We start from the raw sequence: 24,090 nt of genomic DNA, 5'->3' as shown, positions 1-24,090 counted from the left end.
TTAATTATACAACATTGTATAGTGCTTTTAAAGCTCTGTCGTGTTTTTTTACAAAAGGATTTGATTTGTCCCAAACGTAGCCTGCTAGCACTGAACAAATTTGATTCTTAATTAATTCATTGTTTTTCTCTGAAAAGATGATTTTTTGCAAGGATTCATCATACCAACTATTTACAAAAGTACGGAATACATCAACACCCGATTTTATATATTCTACATACTCTTTATCCCAATCTACAAATTCACCTTTCAATTCTTTTGCGATCAGACTAGCAGCCAGTGCACCTGATTCAGTTGCAAAGGTAACACCTGATGAAAACACCGGGTCAAGGAATTCGGCTGCATTTCCGGTAAGTGTAAATCCTTTGCCACATAACTTAGAAACAGCTTTTGAATATCCCGTTATTTGTTTTGCATCAAATATCAATGACATATCCGCAAACCGATCTTTTATCTGTGGAATTTGATTGATCCAAGCATATAATTGATCGCTAGGGGAACCTTCAAAAATATTTATGTCTTCTAGATTACCTGCAATTCCAACTGAGGAGGTACCATCTGAAAAAGGTATAACCCAACCCCATACTTTTGGATTGTAAACAACGATAATTATTCTATCACCATCAACTTCCTGGTGCCTGTTCGAATCTTTGAAATGCGCGAATAAAGATGTCCTTACAGGGAAATTTGATGGAGCATCCAGATTTAAAAGTCTCGGTAATACTCTTCCATATCCACTGGCATCAATTATGTGGTCAGCTTTAATTTTATCAGTTGTGCCATCAATATTTTTAATTGTTGTCAATGAGCTTCCATTTTCCTGAAACTCAACATCAACAACTGTAGTATTGTAAATAATTTCAACACCTTTTTCCTGAATAGCATTAGCCAGACAGAGGTCAAAGTCAGCACGTTTTACCTGCCATGTCCAAGACCACCCTGCTGTATGCTGAAAAGAAAAATTAAAGTCACTTTCTTTTGAATGAGATATGAATTTAGCTCCTTTTTTAGTTTGAAAGCCTTGTTTTTTTATTGCGTCTAATAAACCGGCTTTTTCAAAATTGTCCATGCATCTTGGTAAAAGACTTTCACCTATGACAAATCTAGGGAACTGTTCTTTTTCAATGATTTTTACAGATATTCCTTCTCTGTATAAAACTCCCGCTGCTACAGTGGCTGATGGCCCTGCTCCAATTATTAGTACCTGTGTTTCCATAAAAACCCATTTCCAAAAGTGGGTAAAAAATGATCTTAAAGATTCGGCAAGTTACATAAATAATACAATTTATTAGTAAGTAATATTCTCAGTTATTTAATCATGCTTTATAATTGATGCTTAATTGTATATTTTGTATTTTGCACCCTTTTAATAAGTGTGGTTACTGAGCTAAAATTAAGAAGTATTAATTGTTATGGTTGAAGTCGGTTGTTCCTCTCTCGAACTTGAGGGCATTAAGGACATAGTATTTGATGGGAAGAAGATTGAATTGACTAATGAACTTATCGATAGGGTAATCGATAGCTATCAGTTTTTAGCTGAATTTTCCAAAGATAAAGTTATATATGGTATTAACACCGGATTTGGTCCGATGGCTCAATATAAGATTGAGGAAGAAGATCAGTTACAGTTGCAATATAACTTAATCAGAAGTCATGCATCGGGGTTTGGAAAACCATTATCACCTATGGATGTTAAAGCCTCAATGATAGCCAGAATGAATACTCTTTCCCTGGGGTATTCCGGAGTACATATATCGGCTGTAACCATCCTTAAAGAATTAATAAATAATGATGTAACCCCACTTATATTTGAACATGGTGGTGTAGGAGCCAGTGGAGACCTGGTTCAGTTAGCTCATTTGGCACTTGTAATGATAGGAGAAGGACAGGTATTTTATAAAGGAGAATTACGTTCTACTTCTGAAGTGTTTAATGAATTGAATATTGAGCCTCTTAATGTACATATCAGAGAGGGGCTTGCGATTATGAACGGTACCAGTGTCATGACAGGGATTGGTATTGTCAATTCTATCTATGCACAAAGAACTATAGAGTGGTCTTTAATGGCAACTCTGATGATTTGTGAAATGGTTGATTCTTATGATGATTACTTTTCTAAAGAATTAAATCAGTCAAAGAAACATTATGGACAGCAGCAAGTAGCTTCTGTTTTGTATGAATACATGGCTGACAGTAAATATATACGCAAAAGGGAAGCTAATCTATATAAAGGAAATACAGAAGAAACACATTTTGCTGATAAAGTTCAGGAGTATTATTCTTTAAGATGTGTACCACAAATTGTTGGTACAATTTTGGAGACTGTAAAACAAAGTCAGAAGTTATTAGTGGAAGAAATTAATTCAGCCAATGATAATCCGATAGTTGATATCGAGGCTAAGAATGTATACCATGGAGGGAACTTTCATGGTGATTACGTTTCTTTTGAAATGGATAAATTAAAAATAGCTATAACAAAATTGTCAATGCTGGCAGAGCGTCAGATAAACTTTTTGATGAATCCTGCATTAAATGGAGTGTTACCTCCTTTTGCTAATATTGGAAAGCTGGGATTTAATTTTGGTATGCAGGGAGTTCAGTTTACAGCTACTTCAACCACAGCTGAAAACCAAACGCTTTCAAATCCAATGTACATCCATAGTATTCCAAATAACAATGATAATCAGGATATAGTCAGTATGGGGACTAATGCGGCTACTATGACTAGAAAAGTGATTGAAAATACTTTTGAAGTGCTTTCAATAGAAATGATTAGTATTGTTCAGTCTATAGATTTGCTTGATAAATCATCAGGATTGTCTGCAAAGGCAAAAGAAATATACAGCAGAATTAGAAATATTGTTCCGGAGTTTATTGATGACTATCCGATTTATGGAGATTTGAAAAAAGTTAAAGAACATTTGATGAATAACTCTCCAATAAATAACCTTTAAATAGAATTCTCTGTATGCATGCAGAATTAATTTCTGTGTTGTGGATATTAATTATATAAACTACTTTTGATTAATTTTTATTATTTGTTTCAATGAAATACGCTTTAGTTACTGGAGGAGCAAGAGGAATTGGCAGGGCTATCTGTCTTGAATTAGCTGATAGGGGCTATAATATAGTTATCAACTTTAATTCAAGTGATGCTGCGGCTGAGGAATTGAAAGAGGAAATTCAGGAGAAAGGAAAAGATGCTGAGCTTCTAAAGTTTAATGTTGCGGACAGAGAAGAGACTAAAAAGAAAATAAGTGGTTGGTTTGAGGCACACCCGGATGACAAACTGGAGGTATTGGTTAATAATGCAGGTATCAGAAAAGATAATCTGATGCTATGGATGGCAGACTCGGAATGGGATAGTGTATTAGATATTAGTTTAGGAGGTTTTTATAACGTTACCAAAGCCGCGCTTGACACAATGATCAAGAATAAAGGTGGACGGATAATAAATATTGTTTCATTATCCGGATTGAAGGGCCTGCCCGGGCAAACCAATTATTCTGCTGCAAAAGCAGCAGTTATCGGTGCTACTAAAGCTCTGGCCCAAGAAGTTGGCAGAAGAGGTATTACAGTTAATGCTGTTGCACCTGGATTTATTAAAACGGATATGACGGAAGATATCGATGAGAAGCAATATAAATCGACTATTCCATTAAAGCGTTTTGGAACAGCTGAAGAGGTGGCTAAATTAGTTGGATTTCTAGCTTCAGAGGATGCATCTTATATTACTGGAGAAGTGGTTTCTATAAACGGAGGACTTTTATAAAATGGATCATAGAGTAGTTATAACTGGAATCGGAATTTATTCTACCCTGGGTGTTAACCTGGAAGAGGTAAAGGATTCTTTATATAATGGACGATCCGGAATTGGTATTGATCAGGAAAGACTTGATATGGGATTTCGCTCACCCTTAACTGGAGTGATCCAAACACCAGATTTGAAACCTTTTCTTAAAAGAAGAGAAAGAATTGGTCTGCCAGATCAAGGCCAGTATGCTTATATGGCTACTAGGGAAGCTCTTTTTAATGCTCAAATGGATGAAGAGTTCCTTAAGAATAATATAGTAGGAATCATATACGGAAATGATAGTAGTGCAAAGCCAGTTATTGAAGCTTCTGATATAATTCGTGAAAAGAAAGATACCACATTAATAGGTAGTGGATCTATTTTTCAGTCAATGAATTCTACTGTAACCATGAACCTTTCAACAATTTTGAAATTGAAAGGTATCAACATGACAATTAGTGCTGCATGCGCTAGTGGTTCACATTCAATAGGACTTGGTTACATGATGATTAAACACGGTTATCAGGATAAAGTTATTTGTGGAGGTGCTCAGGAAATAAATGCCCAAAGTATGGGTAGCTTTGATGGATTGAGTACATTTTCTACTCGAATAGATGATCCAGCGGCTGCATCCAGACCATTTGATATAGACAGAGACGGACTAGTACCTAGTGGAGGGGCAGCAACAGTAATAATCGAAAGTCTGGAATCTGCTCAAAAGCGTGGTGCCACAATTTATGGAGAAATTTTGGGGTATGGTTTTTCTTCTGATGGAGATCATATTTCCAGGCCAAATCAGGAAGGTCCGACCAGATCTTTAGAAAATGCATTTAAGCAAGCTAATATTAACCCCGAAGAAATTGATTATATAAATGCCCATGCAACATCAACACCAATTGGTGACTTGAATGAAGCAAAAGCGATTGATAATATTTTTGGAAATGCCAAACCATTTATTTCTTCAACCAAGTCTATGACTGGGCATGAAATGTGGATGGCTGGAGCAAGTGAAATTATTTATTCTTTACTAATGATGAATAACAATTTTATTGCTTCAAATTTAAATCTGAAAACCCCGAATGATGAAGTTAAACACTTGAATTTCGTTAAGGAAAGGGTTGATACAGATTTTAATACTTTTTTATCTAACTCCTTTGGTTTTGGAGGAACAAATTCATCAATCATCATTAGAAAATTTTAAGATATATGGAAGTAATTAGCAAAGAAGAGATTATTGAAAAGGTAAACGAATTCCTTGTTGAGGAGTTTGAAGTAGAAGAGGAATCTATAACACCTGATGCAAACCTAAAGGAAACATTAGATATGGATAGTCTTGATTACGTTGATCTGGTTGTTGAAATTGAGAGTAATTTTGGCTTTAAGGTTCAACCTGAAGACTTTGTTGATCTGGTGACTTTCCAGGATTTTTATGACTATATTACAAGAAGAGTAGAGGCTAAGTAATGGCTTGGAAGGGTAAGACCCGAGGAGGCTTATTAGGTTATAAGATCTTTGTTTCTGTATTAAAGACATTTGGTATAAAGCCGGCTTATTTATTATTACGAATAGTGTCGGCTTATTTCTTGTTGTTTTCTCCCTACGCAGTAAACAGCATTAAAAAATACTTTGGAGAGATACATGGTAAGAAAGGCTCTGATCTATGGAAATCAGTATACGCCAGTTTCTATGTTTTTGGCCAAACTATTCTGGATAAAATTGCAATTATGTCCGGAATGGAAAATAAATATACCTATGATTTTAATGGAGAGGAAAACCTTGTTGAATTAAAAAATAGAGGCAGGGGAGGAGTATTGGTTAGTGCTCATTTAGGTAATTGGGATATTGCCGGGTTTTTACTCAAAAGGATAGGTGTTAAGATCAATGTGGTAATGTTTGAGGCTGAGCATGAAAAGATCAAAAACTACTTGAGCAAGATTATGGATACAGGGAATATGAATGTTATTCCTATAAAAAGTGATCTGTCTCATATAATCAGTATTAGGAAAGCTTTAGCTAATAATGAAATAATCTGTATTCATGGTGACCGATTTGTTCAGGGAAGTAGAGTAGCCTACAAGAAATTTCTCGGAAAAAAAGCTTATTTTCCATCGGGAGTATTTTCTATTATTGACAAATTTAAAGTCCCGTATACTTTTGTTTATTGTGTAAAAGGTGCTCCTGATTCTCTCCACTACAAGTTATCATCTACACCAGTATTTGAGCCTGATGGAACATTGGATGATATAATTGAAAATTATATTCAGGTTTTAGAAGAAAAAGTTTCTGATTACCCAAATCAGTGGTTTAATTATTATGATTTTTGGAGCGAAAATACCGTTGGAGCAGCTATTGATATGTAAATTGAAAGTCAGCAATATATTATGCCAATATGAAAGCAATATTACAAGGAACTGAATTATTTGATTATATCCCTCAAAGACCTCCATTTGTAATGGTTGACAAACTGTATGAAAAAGGAGATAATTATGTTGTGTCCGGGCTGACAGTTTCTGATGATAATTTATTATTTGAAAATGGTAGTTTATGTGAAGGTGGCATAGTTGAGAATATCGCTCAAACTGCTGCTCTATTTGCAGGTGTAACTCATAAGGATTTAGGAAAAGAGGTTCCTCTGGGTTTCATTGCCGGAATTAAGAACCTTAAGATATTTAATAAACCATTATTGGGGACTGAACTATTCACCAGTACCACACTAACAAATGAATTAAATAATATCCAAATTGTAAATGGAGAAGTAAAGGGTGCAGCGGGTAACCTTATCGCATCATGTGAATTAAGAATTTTTATCAAAGAATCATGAAGGATCTTATCGTTGATCATGAAATAAATATCCGGTTTAGTGAGGTTGATAGCATGGGTGTAGTATGGCACGGTAACCATGTGAAATATTTTGAGGATGGTAGAGAAGCATTCGGGAAGAAGTTTGGACTTGAGTATATGAGTGTTTATCGCAAAGGTTATTTTATGCCAATTGTTTCGATAAACTGTGATTATAAGCAGCCAATTACCTATGAGCAAACCATTATAGTACGTACAAAATATATTCCTCATAGAGCTTCAAAAATAATATTTGAGTATACTTTGATAAGTAAGAAGACCGGAGATGTATTGGCAATTGGTCAAACAACGCAGGTATTTATTGATCAAAACCGGGATCTTCAGTTAATTACACCTCCTTTTTTTGAAGATTGGAAAGCTAAAAATGGCATTGTACATTAATTAGATAATGATTTATACTGTTGCTGATAATATTTTAAGTCCGTTAGGTATCGATACTGATTCCAATTATAAGGCTATATCTGATGGTATAAGTGGGATAAGCTTAATTGAAAATCAAGATTTATTTCAAGACTCATTTTTTGGATCAGTAGTTCCGGAAAATATTATCAAGCATGTAGATGGCTTGACAAGATTGGAAGCAATGTTTTGTCAATCAATAGCTAGTGCAATAGATCATTTGAATTTGGATCTTAATAAAACGATTCTAATAGTATCATCAACTAAGGGTAATATTGATACCTTAACCATAGATGGTGAAGGAGTACGGGTAAAGCTAATTGATATGGCTATTAAAATTAATGATCATTTCAATTTTTCTCATAAACCAGTAGTTATTTCAAATGCTTGTATTTCAGGTGTTTCTGCATTGCTTTCCGCGCAAAGACTTATAGAATCCGGGATATATGATCATGCTATTGTATCCGGTGGTGACTTGCTTTCCAAGTTTGTATTGTCAGGTTTTAATTGTCTTAAGGCTGTCAGTGATGCTCCTTGTCAGCCATATGATGAAGATCGCAAAGGAATTTCATTAGGAGAGGCTATTGGCACTGTAGTTGTTTCTAACAATAAGGATTTATGTAAAAGTAAATTGTCTTTGTCTAAAATATCTGGAGGAGGACAATCTAATGATGCAAATCATATTTCAGGGCCATCAAGGACGGGGGAAGGGCTTAAATTGGCAATAAATAAAGCTTTGCAAAAGGCAGGGCTAAGTACTAAGGATTTAGATTATATCAATGCCCATGGAACTGCAACTTTATTTAATGATGAAATGGAGTCAATTGCATTCGATTTTCTGGGCTTAGATGAAGTTCCTCTAAATAGCTTAAAAGGATATTATGGTCATACTTTAGGTGCCTCGGGAATTATTGAGTCGATAATCACTGTAAGACAAATGAACTATAATACAGTTATAGCTTCAAAAGGTAGTCAGAATATATCTGTTTCGGGTAAGTTAAATGTTGCGAAAGAAAACAAGCAAGTTAATTTATCAAGAGTATTAAAAACTGCCTCCGGATTTGGAGGTTGCAATGGTGCTATAATTTTTGAGAAACAATGAAGCTATCTATTGAATCATTCGCACATATTGATCAGTCAGGAGCTTACTTAAATGGAAATAAGATTCTTGATAATTCAGGTCTTACTAATGAGGATTTTCTATTATTACTTTATAAGCATATTGGGGTTAAATATGGGAAGTTTCATAAGATGGATAGCTTGTGTAAGACTGCATTTTTGACCGCAGAACTACTTACAGCAAGTGGTCAAATAATATCTAATATTTCTCCAGAAGAAAAGTGGGTTGTGATTGGTAATAATTCTTCTTCAATAGTTTCTGATAAGAGCCATGTAAAAGAAATAGAAGATGTGCCAAGTCCAGCTGTATTTGTTTACACACTACCAAATATAATGCTTGGAGAAATATGTATACGCCATAAGGTTATGGGTGAGAATAGTTGTTTTCAGATGGAAGAACTGGATGTTGATTTTATCTATGATTATTTAACTTCAGGGTTTAAAGAAGACGGGTACTCTCATTGCATAACAGGGTGGGTAGATTTTGACCTTAAGAGTATAAATGCATCTTTATTTTTAATTTCTAATTCTGATAAGGGTATTGATTTTTCTAAAGAGTCAATTTTGAATCTAATTGGCCGGAAGACGGCTTGATGTTTTGTATTTAATTCAAGTGATACAATACCTCCAGAAATACTGATTTATCCTTACTGTTTTTATTTTCTTTAGCAAATTCTTTTAAAACACCACCTATTGTCACTTCTTCTTCCGGAAGTCTGTGTGTTCGCTTATCGTGAGCAATAATAAGTTTTTCAGAAGTGTTATCATCCTTGATTTCATAAACATCATAGTTTTCAAATATCGGAATCATAGTAAATGTAGTTACATTTCCGGTAGCAATAGGAACCATGATAAATGCAGAAAACTGAGAGCCGGAATCAATTTTTTTAGGAATGCCTTTTATGATCAGGTTTGATCCTAATTTTCCATTTTCTTCAGCTTCAGAAGGTTTTAAATAAGCAGGTTTATGTTTTGAATAAGATTGATTTAACTCTTCATCGAGCATATCAATAATCTCATTTTTACTCTTTTTATCAAGATTAGATATCATTAACTCAAAATACAGGATATTCTTTTGCTCTGAATTAAAGATTCCGGCAAGTTTGCCCAATTCCGGAGAGCTGATTATTCCATCTTGAGCTTTTGTGAATACATGATATAACTGACCACCATTGTCAAGGGCAATTACAGCCTCTTCCAAAGAAACAAATGGTTTAATTTCCGACATAGTTAATTAGTTGAAAGATATTGATACAGCTAATATAACTTACTTAAATTTCGGAGTCAATAATTTTGTGTTTTTACATAATTTATATGAATATATCTTACTACTCAACTTTCAGAATAAATATGGAAGAAATATATGAAAATTTCATTTGGATATAATTGATATGAAATTGTTAATTATGAAGTTGTATGTTACATGAATGTTAAAACTTAGAATCTTTGGTTCACTTTTTTAGATTTGGTAAACATATCTGTCAATAATTTATTTTATTTGAAGTTATGTTTTTGCACTAAACCACACATTTTATGCGATCAATAGTATTATTCCTTTTGCATTTATTTGCCATCGGGATATATAGCCAGAATGAATTTAATTATTCTGGTGAATTTAATTTAGGGAACTTTCGCGGCAAGGCAAATTTTAGTTATATCCTAGAAAACTCAGATACAATTTATAACGGCGGATTTGAGTTTAAATACTCGAAACCGGATTCTCTAATTGGCTCAGGTGATAAGTTTTTTGATTTTACAGGGACTTTTAAGGATGGTTTCCCAAATGGTTTTTGGTCTTTTAAGATTGGAAATCTTCAAACTTCCCAAGACATTAATCTTGATAATTATCAATTTCGGATTGGAGTAAATGGAATACTTCATGAAGCGAATGGAAAATTGATAAATGGTAAACCCAACGGGATCTTCACTCATAACGTTCATCGTTTAGTTAATTCTACTTCTAAGGAGCTTCTCTTCAGGAGTAAAATAAATTTTGATAAAGGAATACCTCAAAAGACGTTTAGTATAGAAAATGATCAGTTAACGCTTGTTGGTCGGTTTCTTAGAGATGGACTGGCTCATGATAATTGGGAATTATACAGCGGAGATGTATTGGGTGCTACAGAAAACTGGATTTTTAATAATGGTTGGCTAAGAAATATTTCAATTACGAATAATAATCAGACTAGAAATGTCGAATTATATAGTGATCAGATTGAGAACTATAAGATAATTAATCTGGATAAAAGATATATTGAGATATTAAAATTACAGACACTTCTGAATGGTGTATCAGATACCTTAATGCATGAAAGTAGTATGATTGAAATGTTATCTCAAAATGCATCATACTATAAATCTATTGATGATATTTTATTTGGGTTAGGGAATACCAGTTTCATGCCTGAATTCAAAGTTAAAGTTGGTCATTATCCATACACTAAAGAAGAATTAAAAAGTTTGGAGAATATCACTTATGCCTTGGGTGCTTCTGAAAAAATCACTTCCCTACTATTAGATAATACACAATTACGAATTTTAGAGTTGTCAGACTCGGAAGTTCAGTATTTGGTAGCTGTAGCAGAAGCGATTGATGAACATCATATAAAACCGGCAAAAACGATAATTGATTATTATGAAAACGATGTTCTGGAATATATAGAAAGGAATGATGTATGGTTTGCAGCTGAGGTAGATGGTAAAATTAAAGTGAGTACTGAGAACGGTGATAGCATGGTTGAAAGAATATATACCGGACCGATTAATGATTTTGATTTTAATATTTCGGGACTTGCACTTGTTGAGCAAATATCCGGATATTCTTTGGCCGTTCTTGAAGATATAAATAATGAACTGGAAGATAAATTAAGAGAAAGACAAAAGGAGCAAAGTCTGGCAGATTTGGAAGAGAAAATGATTATTGAAATTAAATCATTAAACTCATTACTTGATTCGCTTATTTTAATTACTTCGGGTGAGCCATCGCTAAGCTTAATGGCTATGAAAAAGGATGCAAATGCTAAACTAAAAGACTATTCTGAGTTACCAGGGGTAAGTAGTAAATTAGAAAGAGGAGAGGAGTTGATTACATGTTTTACAAATATGAATGGATTAGCTATATCAGTTTCTGAAATAAATAATAAAAAAGAAATTTTAAAAGAAGAGTATACAGATCAGGTTTGGAATCCTTTTACATCTACGGTAATGGATGAAGATATTAAAAAGCGAATTATGAATGCCTACAATTCGGTCTTGATTCCTGAGGTTTTAAATGAGGTTAACAATGACCTTTCATGTGAAAGGGTTTCTGAACTTCAAGGCTTTTTAGATGAACTTCATAGTCGAATGATAGAAATGAAAGATGAAGATACATCTAAAATGGAGCGAAAGCTAAAACGTGCAGATAATGCTAATGAAGTTCTTGAGTTATTCAATATTCAGCCAATCTTTAAAAATATATAGGAATGACTTTGAGGGGATATACACTTATTACCGGACTTTTTATATATATATGTTCATGCATGATTCCGGTATTTGGACAAACAACATCAGATCCTGAAGAGTCTGTGCTTGAGGAGCCAATAACTATTTTATGGGTAAATACTTATGGAAATATAAGGTTGTCAAAACGGTTGTTTTGGGATGCGCAAACTCATTTTAGATTTCAAGAAAAGGGTGACAAGCCATTTGCGGGACAGATTGCACAGCTTTATAATCGACATGCGATTGGATATATATTTTCAAAGAAATTTAATGTAAGGGCAGGGGGTGTTTTAAGGATAAACTTTAATACAAAAGGTACAACAGAAGAAAATAGCTGGGTGCCTGAATGGAGGATTTGGCATCAATATCAATTTGCAATGCCATTATCAAGATTGATGGTTTATCATCGGATCAGAATTGAACACAGATGGTCAAAAGGATATGCAGAGGATGCTGAATATATCTATCGTAACAGATGGCGATATATGCTTAGGTTAAAGTTGCCTCTTAATAATGAAAAACTAGCTCCAAAAACTTTCTATCTGGCTCCTGAAACAGAATTGATAATGCAAAGTGGAGCACCAGTAGTGGATAGTCCGATGGAAGATTTGCGAATTACAACTACTCTGGGATATATTATAAATCCACGATTGACATTTGCTGCGGGGGCAATGTATTCTTTAGGACAAGAGTTATCTGATGGAGCCTATTATAAGCAAAAATGGGCTATGAGATTTCATATGTACTATGCTCCGGATTTTAGAAAAGTAAAACATAAGCTTCCTTCAATTCACCTAAATGATTAACCTATTTTTAAAACATAGATAATGACTATATCTAAAAGAACATTAATTATATATTTAGTTTCGTTAGGGGCTTTTATCCTCGCTGTGTTTTATTTTATTAAAACTAATGAGCTTAGAAGAGCCTTGAAATTGAGCGAAGAGAATAGAGATTCAATTATTTATGCTTTAAATCAACGTAGTAAAAAGATGTCAGAATTAGACTCATTACTCCTAACCGGAGATTATAACTCGGCATTAAAAGGTTATAAAGATCAACTTGCCTCAAGTGATAGTAGTAGTTTTGATTTGATTCAACAACGCATTGAATTAACCAAAAAGTTTATACAACAAAGTCGGCGTGTGGTGAATGTCGATTCTGTAAATCAGGATACCATTTCAATGGATACGCTGGCAGAAAATACGAGAAGACCTACAGCTGAAGAAATCAGGAATTATGATTCTCTTAGTTTTGCATTAAGAAAGTATCAAATTCAACTTGATAGATTAAAAAGTCAATTACAGAAAAAGTCATATGGCGAATATCTTACATTCTCTAGCAAGAAAGGGAATAGCGTTCATTATGTAGGACAAGTTCAAAATGGTAAAGCAAATGGTCATGGGATAGCATTATTAAATACGGGAAGTCGGTATGAAGGTGAATGGAAAGATAATCTTAGGCATGGGGAAGGGAAATTCTACTGGCCCGATGGCGAATATTATATAGGTGAATATAAAGATGATTTAAGAAGTGGTGTAGGAACTTATTATTGGCCAAATGGAGAGAAGTTTGTTGGCGAGTGGCAGAATGATCAACGAAGCGGCCAAGGAACCTTTTACAATGAGAAAGGCGAGATTGTAGCCAAGGGTGTCTGGAAAAAAGATGAACTGGTGAGAGTTGAAGAAAAATAACTCTACACCAAACTTGTTTTACTCCAAAGTATGCTTCTTATTCATTGCTAATACAGCACGTTCTATACCTGCCGGAGTGAGAGGGTACATTGGTATCAGTTTTTGGACTACCTGAATGGTGTATGTATATGGCCAGTATTTGAGGGGCTCGGGGTTTAACCATACAGATTTTTTAAATTTTTCTGCAATGGATTTTAAGCTTCTGATGCTCAATGAATCTAATTCGTAAGGAGCCATAGCCGCATCACCAATAATAAAAACACGATAGTTTTTGTCATGTGAAATTAACTTATCTATGGTGATTGATTTAGTTCTTCTTTCATCAATGTAGACTCTGTCATAGATCGTATTATGGAAGTAGTATGTTTCCAAATCGTGTGCAAACCTGGTCTTCATCTTTCTGAATAGGTTTTGGACACTTCTAACATAAGGAGCCATCGAATACCCGCCATTATCAATAAGTACGATAACCTTTAATTCTTCAAAATTTTCATTTGAGAGTTCGGGAATAAACAAACCACCTCTTTTTAAGCCTGTTTTTATTGTTAGAGGAATGTCGAGTTTTTCTGCTGCACTCTCCTGAATTACCCCTTTTATTGATGAAAGAGCAGCATCAATATTGTTGTCATTTAAAAGGGCATCGCGATCTATCGGGAAGAAATTTTTATCACCAATTACCTTTCTTGCCATTTTACCACCGCCTTGACCTCCAACACGTATGCCATTTTTAGCAGCACCTCCATGACCATAGGGAGAAATACCTCCAGTTCCAATCCAGTGACTTCCTCCTTCATGTTTTGACTTTTGCTGCTGGCGAATTCTTTCCATCCTCTCAAGAAGTTCCTCAAGAGTTAGGTCAGAATAATCCGCCATCTTATCTAATTCTCTAGGTCCTGATTTTTCATTATTATCTTCATATTCAGTGTCCTCCAGGTCAGGATTGTCCTGATCCCAGATATCTTTTCCTGAAATTATTTCTTGTATATCATAGCTGGTAAGATGAACCTGATCCAGAAATTTTGTGACTAGTTCACTATCATCAAACTCTCTGTCTGCTTCATCGAGAAATTCAGTTTTCCACCTGGCAAATGTCTCCGATCTTAAAATAGCGTCTTCAAGTGTTTGACCCGGCTCGATGGGAATGTGAAGGAAATATTCATAGTACGCTTTAGTAAATGGCCCAATATCGGTGGGTTCTTTTACTATGATACCTTTTAATACATTATGAATGTCACCGAGTGTTTTTACCAAGCCTTTTTTCATTGCTTGTCGCAATAAAAGAAGGGTTCTGACATCCGTCTGAAGTCCATGTGATCTGAAATGCTCTGGTAACGTTCCAAACATATTAATTTAAGTTAGAACCATAAAACGAATCATCAGCACCAATCATTCTATTTACTTTTTCCATATCATGCTGAGTCTTAATTAATGCACCAATTCCCTGTAACCCTGTAATTCTTTTAACAGCATCTTCAGAAGAAATATCACTCATATATTTAAGCCAGTTCAATAATTCTCTTGTAGTGGGAGCTCTTTCAAGGCCTAGCCTTCGAAGGTTATAGAAAATATCCAATGCTACCTTAACAACTTTATCGTCGAGATCAGGGTGGTGCTTTTCAACTATTTTCTCCATTGTTTCTGCATCCGGAAAGTCTATGTAATGATATATACAACGACCTTTGAACGCTGTCGGAAGTTCTTGTTCCCTGTTAGAAGTTATGACAATAGCGGGCATGTCTTGCTCTGAAACTTCAATTATCTCACCCGATTCAGGCATGATAAATTTTCGGTGACTTAAAGCATAAAGTAAGTCATTAGGGAATTCCCGTGGAGCCTTGTCTATTTCGTCAATCAATAATACCGAATTAGGTATTTCATAAGAAATTGCCGCAGGACCTTTGATAACATAGTCTTTCAGTGATTCCGGGTTTCTACCTCCGGTTGTTAACTTCGAAGTCAGACCTTTTTCTTCTCTTTGGGCATTCAAAATTTCTATCTGTGAATCTCGCAAGTACTTCACATGATCAAATCGGGCAACAAATTGTTCAACATTACTTTTAGAGCCTACCGGGAAAACCTCTAGATGAAGGTTTCTATCCTTTGCATAGTGTATAGGTAATTCGGTCTTTCCTGTTCCTGGTTCACCTTCAATAAGTAAAGGCATGCCTAATGTCCTTGCCATGTGAAATGCCTGTGCTAATGAAGGGTCACACAAATATTTTTCTGATCCTTTCCAAAATGTAGTTTCTGCCATACTTTATTATCAACTGTTTTGAACAAATATAGTTCGATTTGAGAATCTTAAATTTCCGAATGTTTTACCATAATATCCAGAGATTATTGAATTGCCATAAATGTAAACAGTATTAAATCTAATATTTAATTAAAAGTACTTTGTATTTCAAAGTAAAAGATTTATTTTTATTTAAGATTAAATATGAAATGAAATGGATCAAAAAATAATGCATAAAGGAAAGGTGAGGATACTATCAATTCTTGGAATAATAGTTGCTCTGCTGATGATTCCTGCAATTGGAATGCAGTTTACAGATGAAGTTAATTGGAGTCTTTTTGACTTCATCGTGATGGGAATGTTGTTACTAGTTACCGGTGTTGCAATTGAGTTAGTATTCAGGTTTATTAAGAAGCTGGATAAAAAATTGCTCTATATTTTTATAATTCTGATTTTAATGGTGTTGATCTGGATGGAATTAGCTGTTGGAATATTTGGAACACCTTTTGCTGGGAGTTAAAATAAATTTAGAAATCAACAACTATTAGAATAATGAGTAAAGCCCCGTGATATGCGGGGCTTTTAATTTTATAAAATTGATGTGTTACTTTAATGTAATAAGGATTACTCCATCATAATCTTCATCAGTATACTGTTTTACAAGTTTTTCACCCTTACAGATGTTCATTGTTTCGATTGTTGCCGGGTCTATAGAATTTACATCAAAATTGTCTGGTTGTTTTTCACCATTTATTAGGCATAACAGATTTCCAGATGGCATTTCCATTGAAGTTTTAGTGTTGATAGTAACGGTGTTGTCGTCTTTGTTTATATCAATAGATTTAATTGATGATTCTTCAATATCATCGATATTATCAACTTGAACTCCGTCAACAATGTAGATTGCATTTTCCAATTCAGGGTCTATTCTTACCTGGTGGTCAGCTATCTGCTCGTCTCTGGTACATGCAATACCAAATACCAGGAGCGCTGTTACAGGAATTATTAATAATACCCTGAATACAGATGAGCGGCTGAACTTTATGTTTTTGTTCATCATTATCATTCTTTTTTTAGTTTGTGATTGATTTAAATGAGAAGAAAAGGTGATCAATTTTTCTTCAGCTATTTGATTTATTATCAGCGCTTGATAATCATACTTGTTGATTCCCTTATTAATTACAGAATGATCAGCTTCGTATTCATTTATAAGCTCAATCTGACCTTGATAAGATCTTGATAAGGGGTTAAACCATTGAATAATTACTATTATTTCGGCAATAAACCGGTCGATAGAATGTAACTTTTCGGCATGTGTTTTTTCATGAATTAATACCTTCCGGATATCTTCCTTATTTAAATAATCTTTTGGTAGAAAGACCCATTTGAAGAAAGTGAATGGTTCTTTGTATTCATTATTATAGACTATTGTCAGTTCATCATGATATTCAACTTTGCCTTTAGAATAGATATCAGCAATTTTGAATAAACTTGATATAAACCTGAGAGTCATAATTATAAAACCGACAAAATAAATCATTGTAATGATATCCAGAATACCAATTTGAACGCCTGGATTATCAATTGAATAATTTCCAATTCCTCTGGTTTTTTCAAGCAAATCCTGATATTCATTTGATAGGGCAGCGGGTATTTCATTTGTTCCTATCGCCCAAGGCTGAAAAGGAATAATCAAAGATATAGTACCAGCGATTAGTAAATAGAATCTGCTAATTTTAAAATTGGTTTTATCTTCAATAAATATCCTGTATACAAACAGTAAAACTGATAAAGTAAAGGATGATATAATTAGATACTGTATTAAGTTCATCTTATTTCTTTTGCTCTTTAATTTCTTTTTCGAGAAGTTCCTTTAATGATTCAAGTTCGGTAAGGTCTACTTCTTTATCTTTTACAAAATGAGATACAAATTGCTTTATAGATCCATTAAAAAAGCTTGACAGGTTAGTCTTCATTAAATTTCCAGCGTACTCATCTTTTGATACTTTTGAGAAATAGACATTGGTTTTACCATATGTTTCATGATCAACATACCCCTTTTTCTCTAATACTTTAACGACAGTTGCAACTGTATTATATGCAGGCTTAGGTTCGGGGATCTCATTCAAAATGTCGCTAACGGCACCCTTATTTACCTTCCAGATGGCTTTAAGTATATCTTCTTGTGCTTTGGTTAGTTCTTCCATTTTTGTGTTTTAATTTCAATGATAATTTAAATATACTATAAATATTTTTTATCTACTATAGATGTAGTAGATATTTTAAAAAAAAATATTATCGGAAGGCTGTTTTAATAGTTTCGATAATATTTAAAGAACTGAGATTTTTTAAATTATTCTCTCTTATAAATGGAATTACCCTCCTTAATAGTTTCAAGAACTAATATATCTTTAAGTGAAAGAGGGTCAACTTTTAATGGATTATCGGAGAGTATGACCAGGTCTGCAAGTTTTCCCGGTTTTAAGGAGCCTTTAGTATCCTCTTCAAAATGTTGGTATGCTCCCCAAATTGTTATTGTTTTAAGTGCTTCATAAGGTGTAAGTGCTTCTTCAGGACCAATGATGTCTCCACTTCTTGTTTGCCTGTTTACAGTGGTCCATAAGATCATCATCAGATTAGGTAAAGCCACTGGTGCATCTGTGTGACTGGTCACAATGCCACATTTTTTAAGAGCAGTCTTAGTTGGACTTATGTGACTTCCTTTTTCTTCTCCGATTATCTGACGGTGCCAGTCACCCCAATAATACGTATGCATTGGAAATAATGAGGGTATGATGTCATATTTGGCCAAACTATCGATTTGATCATATCTTATGTATTGACCGTGTATAAGTGTCGTTCGTCGGTCAGTATTACCAAATTCATTCGCAGCATTACTCACTGCCCTAATCATTTGATCAGCAGCAGCATCACCATTACAATGAACGAGCAATTGCCAGCTATTTTTATAGGCCATATTAACAATTTCCTGTACTTTTTCATCTTCAGGAATTGCAGGGTAACCATTATAATCAGCGCTTTCTCCATCGGGAGGGATCAGGTATGGTTCAGTTCGCCAGGCAGTTCTTCCTTGTGGTGAACCATCGAGGGTTAATTTTATTCCTGCGATTCGGTAGTGATTTTTATATTCAGTAGAATACCAATCTGTTTCGAAATATTTTGGGATAGCATAATCTATATAACTGGGTACATCAATTTTTAATTTACCTTCCGTTGCAAATTTAGCCAGTGCTTCATGGTTTGTACTAGCTCTTCCTTCCTGGGCTGTGGTATATCCAAAGCTGATAGCAAGGTCTTGAGCAGCATTTGTGAATTTATCTATCTTTTCAGGTGTGTCAGGAGTAATTGTTTTACCCATAAGAGGAATTGCGGCCAATTCTTCAAGTACTCCATTAGGCTCGTTTGTACCTGAAACTCTTCTTATTATTCCTCCTTCCGGATTTTCAGTATCAGATGTGATGCCTGCAACTTCCAACCCCTTGGTATTTATTACACAAAAATGACCAGAGATATGAATTGCCATCACAGGTACCTCTTTAGAAACTTTATCGAGATCATCTTTAGTAGGGAACTTTCCGAAGATAGCATCATCAAAGCCCATTCCAATATACCATCCATTAAACAATTCAGGCTCATTATTATTTGTCCAATCTTTAAAAACGCGGATAAGATCATCGATAGTATTTACTTCCCCATCAGGTGAAGCAAGTAAATTTGCACTTAAGGCCTGTGTACCCAGAGCTGAGAAATGGACATGGCCATCTACAAAACCGGGCACTAAGGTTTTTCCTTTAAGGTCTACTTTAGAAAAATTCATATATTTTTCTTTAGCTTCAATTTCAGAGCCAACAAAAACAATTTTATCCTTGTCTACCACTAATGCTTCTGCATATTCGGGGTTATCACCTTCCATTGTAATAATATCACCATTGTGATACAATATTACCTTGCTGATATTAATTTCATCATTATTTACGCTTTCATTATTTGAGCTCGAGCATGACGAAATAATAAATATCAACAGAGCAACCCATATTAAATTTGGCCTATTCATCTTATAAGAAGTTTAAGTATTAATCGTGTGTATTTAAATATACTGATATCTTAATGTATTTTATTTAAATGAATAGCAAAATTTATTGGAAAAATAGATTCAATGACTAATTAATTTTGTGAAATCTAACTGAAATGACAAGTTTTGAAAAATAAACGGACACGCATATATCTTACGTGTCCGTTTATTTCATGGTGAGCATTATCACTTGAATAAAGTATGGCTTGTATCTTTAATGGTCATTGCTGTTCTGATGTAGCTAAAGGAGACACAAACCATGATAATTTTTCTTATTGATTCAGGTTGTTAACAGGGACTTTTTCATTGAAATAGTTTGTAATCAATGTATAAAGATGTCTTCTGGTATTTTTACCTTCATAAATTCCATGTGAGCGATTAGGGTAAGACATCATATCGAATTGCTTGTTTTTAGAAATAAGTTCGTTTACCAGTAACTCCATATTTTGATAGTGGACATTGTCATCTGCAGTACCATGGATCAAAAGTAAGTCACCTTTTAGTCCCTCGACATGTGATATCGGTGACCCGTTGATGAAATCTTCCTTGTTTTCCTGAGGTAATCCCATATACCTTTCCTGATAGATGTTGTCATAGGTTAACTGGTTTGCAACGAAAGCAATGGCTACCCCGGTTTTGAATACTTCCGGAAATCTGAACATTAAATTCAGTGTAGAGCTTCCTCCACCGCTCCATCCCCATACACCAACTCTTTCTGCATCGATAAATGGAAATTTAACAATTTCTGCAGCTGCCTTACCCAGATCATTTATGTTTTTACGACCAATATTTCGATAGATTGATTTTCTCCATTCACTTCCTTTTAAACAAGGGCTTCCTCTCGGGTCAATATCAATAACTATGTATCCTTGCTGAGCTAGCATGATATTCCATAATCCTACAAAGTTATCAGTAGCTACCTGACCCCATGGCTCTCCATAAACATGGAATATTACCGGATATTGTTTCGATCCATCGAAATTAAGTGGTTTTATCATTCTACCATCAACTTCGATGCCTTCATCGGTTGTAACCTTAATGAATTCAACTTCTGGCATTGCCAAAGAATTGAGCTTTTCTTTATATTTTTCATTGGTTATTAGTTGCTTGATGATTTTATGGTCAGGTAGAGAAATAAAATCAACAGTAGTTGGTGAAAGTGCACTTGAATGAGAGTGAATGGCATATTTTCCATTAGGAGAAATATTATAATTGTTAATCCCTTCAAATGAATCCGGAGTTAATCTTTTATCTTTTTGATTACCTTTCAAATCGACAGTATAAAGATATCTCTGCGAACTGCTTGATGGAGAAGCCAAGTAATAAAGTAGCTTGTCACTTTTTCCACCAAAGGAGGCAACATCGTATGCGCCAGGAGAAAGCATTGTTTTCTCTCCATTATATATATTTATTTTATATGCATTTCTCCAGTTATCTTCAGTCAGTCTGATAAATGACTTGCCATCATCAATTATTTTTAAATCATTGTCGCCCCAGTGCGATGCTGTTACATCAGGGTATTGCAGATCGATCCAGGAATCATTCTTTTCTTCATAGACCAATCGGGTTGTATTATTAGTAAGGTCATAAACCCAAACCTTAAGATGGTTTTGCTTTCTATTAATCTGTTGAATAATTAGTGTGTTCTCATTCATCCACTGTATGGCCGGTATATAGTTTTGTATAGTACTTCCTTCGAGTTTAACCCATTGGGTGTCACCTGATCTGGTTTTTAAAATTCCAATTTTTGCTGAAGAAGGATCCTGTCCAACTTTTGGATATTGTACTGGAATAACTTTAGAATAGATTGAATCAGTATTGTTGATCATATTGAATGAACCAACATTCGAGGCATCTAATTGCCAGTATGCTAAATATGATGTATTAGGGCTCCAGCGAAAACCATCTCGTGCTCCGAATTCTTCCTCGTAGGCCCAGTCGAAAGTACCATTGATGATATCGCCTGTTCCGTCATTTGTTAATTGTGTTATTTCTCCAGTGCTGAAATTCTCCATATAAAGATTAAAGTTCATCACGTAGGCAACAAATTGATTGTCTACTGAGAACTTTGCAAACATAAGAGATGATTCAGGGAATTCACTTCCAATTTGTGTAAGCTTGTTTGTATTCAAATCATAAACCCAATAATCACCTTTTGTATTAGTTCGCCATACCCGGCTTGAATTTGTGAATATAAGAATCTTAGATTCGTCTTCTGACATGGTGAAATCTTCAATATATATTGGGTCAGATGTCCCTTCAGGAGTAAGTTGAGTAGCAGAAAGCAGGGGAGAAGCAGTTTGCTTTTTTGAGTCATATTTAATCAACTCATTCTGGTTTTGATCATTGTATTCAAGGATTATATACGCATCTCCGTTTTCAATCCAGCTTATGGGGTTTTGATAATCTTGAGAAAACTCATTTGAATTGTAAATCCTGTCAAGCGTCAGGAGTTTTGATTCCTGACTATAACCAAGGGAGGAAAGTCCCCCTAGAATTAGAAAAAATAATATTCGAAGGTTCATTTTGTTAGATTTAATGAGGTTTAACTGTTTATTGGAGGAATAATTTAATTGGATAAGATTCAATTTCAAATTAATTGAACCAATACTATTTTGACATAGGTAAAATAGTATCACTTCGATGGTAATATTTGTGTAACCCAAATATTCATTTTTGAATTTTTAATGAACAGAGGTGTTTTAAATGACAGACCATCACATTCAACAAAGCAGAATTAATAGCCCCAAATAAAGTAATTCAACTTAATTTATTTTGATTTTTTTCTTTATCCAAATTTGTAGATTTCGCAAATTATTTTCATATCTGAAGGGAATTCCGTTTTGTTCAATTATCTTCAAAAATTCCACTTTTTCTTTTTTATTTAGCTTGACATTGAAATCTATATTGTTAAACATGATATGCCAAATTTCCCTCTGAACTTTAATTAAAATCAATTTATTGGGTGTTTCCAAACATATAGATTCCTTCCCCTGGTTCGTCATCAGATATATTGTATTTGAATCAATTAGTACAGTACCTATTGTTTTATATATAACAATGTTTGCTAAAACCAATACTACTCCAATAATGATGAATAAATCTTTGATTATAGATTCAAAATAAATACTATAATCAATATTTATAAAGCCTAAGATATTTAAGAACATTGAAAGAAAATATCCTATTAGAATAGTTTGGTATGCTTTAAAGATTATAGAATTAACTACTATATTAACTTTAACTAATTTAAGCTTCATTATATATTCACCAAATTAGTAATATGATCTATGAAAAGTATTTTGGCTATCAATTGGCATTGGATTATTTGTGAACCAGTCAATAAAGTCATTGAATTTATCTTCGTTTTCAGATATCCAATAATTAAACTCCTCAGGAGAGCCTTTCATGAGGAGCCAGTAATTATAGCTCTCAAAGTGTCCTTCACCGATCAACTTTTTATTCCAATCAAAGACAATGTTTGGATATTCATCATTAAATTCTTTTTGGTAATAAAATGATATAAATTCTGTTCTAATTTTATTTAATGTATTAAGTGATATGGAATCGATAGTTGATGTTGCCAACAAAAGTGTTGGCTCATAGATTACAGTAAATGGGATTTTAATGTCTTTTTTATCAACGTTGACAATGTTGTTCTGGCTAAAACTAACAGAAACTGATGAGTCCGATGTGAATTGAATTTCACTTTGATAAGTGTCAAAAAGTAGTTTACTGATTTCTTCAGTCCTTCCTGACCCCCTTTCAATATTCATAAAAATTTCACCATATATCATTCCCCAGACCTCTTCTGAAGAATTGCAAAAGATTTTTGATGCCCAATAGTAATTGGATGGAAAAGTTGGTTCTACAAGGATGCCCTTTTCATAAAATTCAAGTGCTTTAAGCCAGTCATCCTGATGAACATTACCTAATTCAAGATATAACTTACCGGAGTTAGGAAACAATTTTAACCCTTTGTTATAAGTCTTTATAGCTTTGTCTTTGTTTCCGGCCATTGAATATGTATTACCTAGTAGTTGATATCCAAGGTCATTGACTCCATCCATTTTAATTACCTTTTCTAGATATTTGATTGCATTATCATAATCCTTTTTTAGAACATATGCATAACCAATTTCATAAGGGTAGATGTAGTTCGATGGATCCAATTTAACAGCTTTTTCAAGTAGATCAATTGATTCATCAATTTCTCCATTATCCATTAGTTTTACGGCTTTTCTAGCTAGATTAATAGCGTTTTCTTTATTACCATCTGTTTGTGAGTAGCAATAAAATAATATAAGAGAAAAGAAAAGTACTAAATGTGGTTTCATATGTAAACAAAAAAATAAGTGCTAAATAAATTCCTAATGGCTGGAAAATAAATAAATTAATATGTCATTTCCAATAATTT

General features: G+C 34.0%; 23 protein-coding genes. 13 read left to right on the top strand and 10 right to left on the bottom strand.

Features of this window, described 5'->3' with window-relative positions:
• Window positions 1-4: 4 nt before the first annotated feature.
• On the bottom strand, window positions 5-1,216 hold the full coding sequence (locus HH304_RS05635; protein WP_169678830.1) for an NAD(P)/FAD-dependent oxidoreductase: 1,212 nt from the start codon (window positions 1,214-1,216) through the stop codon (window positions 5-7).
• Between the two features lie 196 nt (window positions 1,217-1,412).
• Between HH304_RS05635 and HH304_RS05630 the strand changes: the two genes are divergently transcribed.
• The 9 genes from HH304_RS05630 (at window position 1,413) to HH304_RS05590 (ending at window position 8,764) form a co-directional block, all read left to right on the top strand.
• Window positions 1,413-2,954: an HAL/PAL/TAL family ammonia-lyase gene (locus tag HH304_RS05630; protein WP_169678829.1), complete on the top strand. Its 1,542-nt coding sequence runs from the start codon at window positions 1,413-1,415 to the stop codon at window positions 2,952-2,954.
• Window positions 2,955-3,046: 92 nt separating this feature from the next.
• Window positions 3,047-3,772 (top strand): 3-oxoacyl-[acyl-carrier-protein] reductase, encoded by a 726-nt coding sequence (gene fabG, locus HH304_RS05625; RefSeq protein ID WP_169678827.1) that lies wholly within the window; start codon window positions 3,047-3,049, stop codon window positions 3,770-3,772.
• 1 nt (window position 3,773) lies between these two features.
• Entirely contained in the window at window positions 3,774-4,994 is a 1,221-nt protein-coding gene (locus tag HH304_RS05620; RefSeq protein ID WP_169678825.1) for a beta-ketoacyl-[acyl-carrier-protein] synthase family protein, read from the top strand.
• Window positions 4,995-4,999: 5 nt separating this feature from the next.
• Window positions 5,000-5,257 carry an acyl carrier protein gene (locus HH304_RS05615; protein WP_271711518.1) on the top strand — a complete coding sequence of 86 codons (258 nt, stop codon included), beginning with the start codon at window positions 5,000-5,002 and terminating at the stop codon, window positions 5,255-5,257.
• A complete protein-coding gene (locus tag HH304_RS05610; protein WP_169678823.1) occupies window positions 5,257-6,153 on the top strand; it encodes an LpxL/LpxP family acyltransferase in 897 nt (298 codons plus the stop codon). Before HH304_RS05615 ends, HH304_RS05610 begins: the two co-directional genes overlap by 1 nt.
• Before the next feature lie 29 nt (window positions 6,154-6,182).
• A complete protein-coding gene (locus tag HH304_RS05605) occupies window positions 6,183-6,614 on the top strand; it encodes a hydroxymyristoyl-ACP dehydratase (protein ID WP_169678821.1) in 432 nt (143 codons plus the stop codon).
• On the top strand, window positions 6,611-7,033 hold the full coding sequence (locus HH304_RS05600; RefSeq protein ID WP_169678819.1) for an acyl-CoA thioesterase: 423 nt from the start codon (window positions 6,611-6,613) through the stop codon (window positions 7,031-7,033). The genes HH304_RS05605 and HH304_RS05600 overlap by 4 nt, the downstream gene beginning before the upstream one ends.
• A 7-nt stretch (window positions 7,034-7,040) precedes the next feature.
• Window positions 7,041-8,153, top strand: coding sequence for a beta-ketoacyl synthase N-terminal-like domain-containing protein (locus tag HH304_RS05595; RefSeq protein WP_169678817.1), 1,113 nt, complete (start codon window positions 7,041-7,043; stop codon window positions 8,151-8,153).
• Window positions 8,150-8,764 (top strand): hypothetical protein, encoded by a 615-nt coding sequence (locus HH304_RS05590; protein WP_169678815.1) that lies wholly within the window; start codon window positions 8,150-8,152, stop codon window positions 8,762-8,764. Before HH304_RS05595 ends, HH304_RS05590 begins: the two co-directional genes overlap by 4 nt.
• 10 nt (window positions 8,765-8,774) lie before the next feature.
• Here HH304_RS05590 and HH304_RS21195 read toward each other — a convergent pair whose 3' ends face one another.
• A complete protein-coding gene (locus HH304_RS21195; RefSeq protein ID WP_271711517.1) occupies window positions 8,775-9,398 on the bottom strand; it encodes a hypothetical protein in 624 nt (207 codons plus the stop codon).
• Between the two features lie 305 nt (window positions 9,399-9,703).
• Here HH304_RS21195 and HH304_RS05575 point away from each other — a divergent pair, with 305 nt between their 5' ends.
• Genes HH304_RS05575 through HH304_RS05565 form a run of 3 tightly spaced genes read left to right on the top strand, consistent with a single transcriptional unit; the run spans window position 9,704 to window position 13,347 of the window.
• A complete protein-coding gene (locus HH304_RS05575; RefSeq protein WP_169678813.1) occupies window positions 9,704-11,632 on the top strand; it encodes a hypothetical protein in 1,929 nt (642 codons plus the stop codon).
• A gap of 2 nt (window positions 11,633-11,634) precedes the next feature.
• Window positions 11,635-12,459, top strand: a complete 825-nt coding sequence (locus HH304_RS05570) for a DUF2490 domain-containing protein (protein ID WP_169678810.1) — start codon at window positions 11,635-11,637, stop codon at window positions 12,457-12,459.
• A gap of 21 nt (window positions 12,460-12,480) precedes the next feature.
• On the top strand, window positions 12,481-13,347 hold the full coding sequence (locus tag HH304_RS05565) for an MORN repeat-containing protein (protein ID WP_169678808.1): 867 nt from the start codon (window positions 12,481-12,483) through the stop codon (window positions 13,345-13,347).
• Between the two features lie 18 nt (window positions 13,348-13,365).
• On the opposite strand, the gene HH304_RS05560 is transcribed toward HH304_RS05565, so the two are convergent.
• Together HH304_RS05560 and HH304_RS05555 are read right to left on the bottom strand one after the other, a co-directional pair.
• Entirely contained in the window at window positions 13,366-14,691 is a 1,326-nt protein-coding gene (locus HH304_RS05560) for a hypothetical protein (protein WP_169678806.1), read from the bottom strand.
• Window position 14,692: 1 nt separating this feature from the next.
• Entirely contained in the window at window positions 14,693-15,601 is a 909-nt protein-coding gene (locus tag HH304_RS05555) for an AAA family ATPase (protein WP_169678804.1), read from the bottom strand.
• A gap of 193 nt (window positions 15,602-15,794) precedes the next feature.
• Between HH304_RS05555 and HH304_RS05550 the strand changes: the two genes are divergently transcribed.
• Window positions 15,795-16,100 (top strand): hypothetical protein, encoded by a 306-nt coding sequence (locus HH304_RS05550; protein WP_271711516.1) that lies wholly within the window; start codon window positions 15,795-15,797, stop codon window positions 16,098-16,100.
• 84 nt (window positions 16,101-16,184) lie between these two features.
• Here HH304_RS05550 and HH304_RS05545 read toward each other — a convergent pair whose 3' ends face one another.
• From HH304_RS05545 to HH304_RS05520, 6 genes are all read right to left on the bottom strand, one after another.
• Window positions 16,185-17,411 (bottom strand): M56 family metallopeptidase, encoded by a 1,227-nt coding sequence (locus HH304_RS05545; protein ID WP_169678800.1) that lies wholly within the window; start codon window positions 17,409-17,411, stop codon window positions 16,185-16,187.
• 1 nt (window position 17,412) lies between these two features.
• Window positions 17,413-17,787, bottom strand: a complete 375-nt coding sequence (locus HH304_RS05540; RefSeq protein WP_169678798.1) for a BlaI/MecI/CopY family transcriptional regulator — start codon at window positions 17,785-17,787, stop codon at window positions 17,413-17,415.
• Window positions 17,788-17,933: 146 nt separating this feature from the next.
• Window positions 17,934-19,655, bottom strand: coding sequence for an amidohydrolase (locus tag HH304_RS05535; protein WP_169678797.1), 1,722 nt, complete (start codon window positions 19,653-19,655; stop codon window positions 17,934-17,936).
• A gap of 290 nt (window positions 19,656-19,945) precedes the next feature.
• Window positions 19,946-22,198, bottom strand: coding sequence for a S9 family peptidase (locus HH304_RS05530; RefSeq protein WP_169678795.1), 2,253 nt, complete (start codon window positions 22,196-22,198; stop codon window positions 19,946-19,948).
• Window positions 22,199-22,438: 240 nt separating this feature from the next.
• Window positions 22,439-22,933 (bottom strand): hypothetical protein, encoded by a 495-nt coding sequence (locus HH304_RS05525; RefSeq protein WP_169678793.1) that lies wholly within the window; start codon window positions 22,931-22,933, stop codon window positions 22,439-22,441.
• A 15-nt stretch (window positions 22,934-22,948) separates the two neighbouring features.
• Window positions 22,949-24,010 (bottom strand): tetratricopeptide repeat protein, encoded by a 1,062-nt coding sequence (locus HH304_RS05520; RefSeq protein WP_169678791.1) that lies wholly within the window; start codon window positions 24,008-24,010, stop codon window positions 22,949-22,951.
• Between the last annotated feature and the right edge of the window lie 80 nt (window positions 24,011-24,090).

Source organism: Marinigracilibium pacificum, from assembly GCF_012926615.1.
GTDB classification, from domain to species: Bacteria; Bacteroidota; Bacteroidia; order Cytophagales; family Cyclobacteriaceae; genus Mangrovivirga; species Mangrovivirga pacifica.
Note: the sequence above shows the minus strand (reverse complement) of the source record. Positions and strands in the feature narration are given on the sequence as shown.